Source organism: Streptomyces sp. NPDC005195 (assembly GCF_040608315.1).
Classification (GTDB): domain Bacteria; phylum Actinomycetota; class Actinomycetes; order Streptomycetales; family Streptomycetaceae; genus Streptomyces; species Streptomyces kaempferi.
Genome location: NZ_JBEXHZ010000204.1, coordinates 1 through 3,184, shown reverse-complemented (window position 1 = coordinate 3,184; position 3,184 = coordinate 1). Strand labels below are relative to the sequence as shown.

Below are 3,184 nucleotides of genomic sequence, written 5' to 3'. Positions count from 1 at the left end.
ACACCATCACCGCCCACAACACCGGCTGCACCACATCCACCCGGTCCAACGACCGGCCCTCACGGATCACATCCAGCAGATCGAAATCCACGAACCCGTCCAACGCCACCGCACACTCACCGAACCGCGCCGCGAACACCGGCGACGAATCCAGGAGTTCCACCGCCATCCCCACCCACTGCGCACCTTGACCCGGGAACACGAAGACGGTGTCGATGTCCTCGCCGACGCGTTGGGTGGTGCCGCGGACGAGTGCGGGGGTCGCCTCGCCGTCGGTGAGTGAGGTGAGGGCGGTCAGGAGTTCGTCGCGGCCGGCGCCGACGACGACGGCGCGTTCCTCGAGTGCGGCGCGGCCGGTCACCAGGGAGTGGGCGACGTCGACGGCGTCGGTGTCACCGGCTTCGAGGGCGGCGGCGAGCCGCTCGGCCTGGGCCTTGAGGGCGTTGTCCGAGCGTGCGGACAGCAGCCAGGGGAGGGCGGTGGGGGTGGGGGCCTCGGCCGCGGTTTCTTCCGGCTCCTCGTCCTGCGGTGCCTGTTCGAGGAGGACGTGGGCGTTGGTGCCGCTGCCGCCGAAGGAGGAGACACCGGCGCGGCGGGGCCTGCCGGTCTCGGGCCAGTCGACGGCCTCCGTCAGGAGTTTCAGGGTCTGGGTGGACCAGTCGACGTGGGAGGTCGGCTCGTCGACGTGCAGGCTCTTGGGGAGGACTCCCCGGCGGAGGGACTCGACCGTCTTGATCACGGCGGCGACGCCGGAGGCGGCCTGGGTGTGGCCGATGTTGGACTTCACCGAGCCGAGCCACAGCGGCTGGTCGGCGGGCCGGTCCTTGCCGTAGGTCGCGAGCAGGGCCTGTGCCTCGATGGGGTCGCCGAGCTTGGTGCCCGTGCCGTGCGCCTCGATGACGTCGACGTCCTGGGCGGTGAGGTCCGCGTTGGCCAAGGCGGCGCGGATGACACGCTGCTGGGAGGGGCCGTTGGGGGCGGTCAGGCCGTTGGACGCGCCGTCCTGGTTGATCGCCGAACCCCGGACGACGGCGAGGATCTGGTGTCCGTTGCGGCGGGCGTCGGAGAGCCGCTCCAGCAGCAGGACACCCACTCCCTCGCCCCAGCCCGTACCGTCCGCGCCCTCCGCGAACGGCTTGCACCGTCCGTCCGTGGCGAGCCCGCGCTGGCGGCTGAACTCCACGAAGTTGCGGGTGGTGGCCATGACGGTGGCGCCGCCGGTGACGGCCATGGAGCACTCGCCGGTGCGCAGGGCCTGCATGGCGAGGTGCAGGGCCACGAGGGACGACGAGCACATGGTGTCGAGACTGACCGCGGGTCCCTCGAAGCCGAAGCTGTAGGAGAGCCGGCCGGAGAGGACGGCCGCGGATCCGCCGGTCAGCAGGTGGCCCTCGACGTCGTCGGGCGCGTTGCTGCCGTCGACGGCGTAGCCCTGGTTGCTGGAGCCGATGAAGACACCGGTGCTGCTGCCGCGCAGGGTGTCGGGATCGATGCCGGCCCGCTCGAAGAGCTCCCAGGTGGTTTCCAGCAGGAGGCGCTGCTGCGGGTCCATGGCCAGCGCCTCGCGCGGCGAGATCCCGAAGAACCCGGCGTCGAACTCGGCCGCGTCGTAGAGGAAGGCGCCTTCACGGACGTAGCTGGTGCCGGTCCGGTCGGGGTCCGGGTCGTAGAGCGCGTCGAGGTCCCAGCCGCGGTCCGTGGGCATGGCCGCGACGGTGTCGGTGCCCTCGCTCACCACCGTCCAGAGGTCCTCCGGGGTGCGGACTCCGCCGGGCAGGCGGCAGGCGGTCGCCACGATGGCAACGGGCTCGTGCTCGCGGGTCTCGAACTCGGCGAGCCTGCGGCGCGTCTGCCGCAGGTCCGTGGTGACCCGCTTGAGGTAGTCGCGGAGCTTGTCCTCGTTGTTGTCCATGGCAGAAAGTCAGCCCTTCGAGAATCGGGAGCCATGACGGGGTTCCGCTCAGGAGATCCCGAGTTCCCTGTCGATCAGGTCGAACATGTCCTCGTCGGAGGCGGCGAGCAGTTCCTCGTCGACCGTCGCCTCTTCCGGCTCTTCGGATGCGGCCCAGGTGTCCAGCAGCGTGCGCAGTGATGCGGTGAGTGCCTGCCGTGCGGCGGGGTCGGACGCCTGCCGGTAGGCGGCTTCGAGCTCTCGCAGACCGGCGGGCAGATCGGTGGCCGGTCCGCTCACGGCCGGCAGCAGTTCCGCGTCCAGGTGGTCGGCGAGGGCGTTCGGCGTCGGATGGTCGAAGACGATGGTCGCCGAGAGGCGGGTGCCGAAGACCCCGCTGAGCCGGTTGCGCAGTTCCACCGCGGTCAGGGAGTCGAACCCCATGTCGCGGAAGGCGCGTCCCGGTTTGACGGTGTCGGACGGTCCGTGTCCCAGGACCGCGCCCACATGGGTGCGGATCAGGTCGACGAGCCGGCGTCGGCGCTTGCCCTCGGCCAGTGCGGCCAGTTCGGCCAGCAGAGCGGTGGCCGCGTCGGCTCTCTCGTCCTGGGTCTCGGGCCGCGCGGCGTTCCGGGCGGCGAGGAGTTCCCGTACCTCGGGCACCTCGTCGATGAGCGGCCGGTGTCCGTGGGCGCAGTAGGCGTCCAGGAAGCGGTCCCAGCGGATGTCGGCGACCACGAGGGTGCCCTGTCGCCCGGTGGCCGCCCCGGCCAGGGCGCGGACCGCGAGTTCGGGGGCCATCGCCGGGACGCCGCGGCGCAGCAGTTGCCCGCCGACCTCTTCGTCGACCATGCCGCCGCCCGCCCAGGCTCCCCAGGCGATCGAGGTGGCGGGCAGTCCCTGGGCGCGGCGCTGTTCGGCGAGGGCGTCGAGGTGGGCGTTGGCGGCGGCGTACGGGGCCTGTCCTCCGTTGCCCCAGGCGCCGGCGCCGGAGGAGAACAGGACGAAGGCGTCCAGGGGGTGTCCGGTCAGCAGTTCGTGGAGGTTCTGCGCGCCGAGCACCTTGGCACGCATCACGCCGGCGGCGTCCTCGGGGGTGAGGTCGCCCAGCGGCCGTGCCGTCCCGACCGCGCCCGCCGTGTGGACGACCGCGGTGAGGGGCGCCTCGTCGGACACCTGGCCGAGCAGCGTGGCGAGTGCGGTGCGGTCGGCGACGTCGCAGGCGGCGATGGTCACGTGGCAGCCCAGGGCGGTGAGTTCGTCGCGCAGTGCGGCGGCTCCGGGCGCCTCGGG

2 protein-coding genes are annotated in these 3,184 nt (G+C 72.2%); both read right to left on the bottom strand.

Annotation, left to right across the window (positions count from 1 at the left end; all coding sequences use genetic code 11):
- Positions 1-1,912: type I polyketide synthase (locus ABZV34_RS37965; RefSeq protein WP_356287402.1), on the bottom strand; the 1,912-nt coding region annotated here is incomplete at its 3' end.
- Between the two features lie 48 nt (positions 1,913-1,960).
- Positions 1,961-3,184: beta-ketoacyl reductase (locus tag ABZV34_RS37960; RefSeq protein ID WP_356287399.1), on the bottom strand; the 1,224-nt coding region annotated here is incomplete at its 5' end.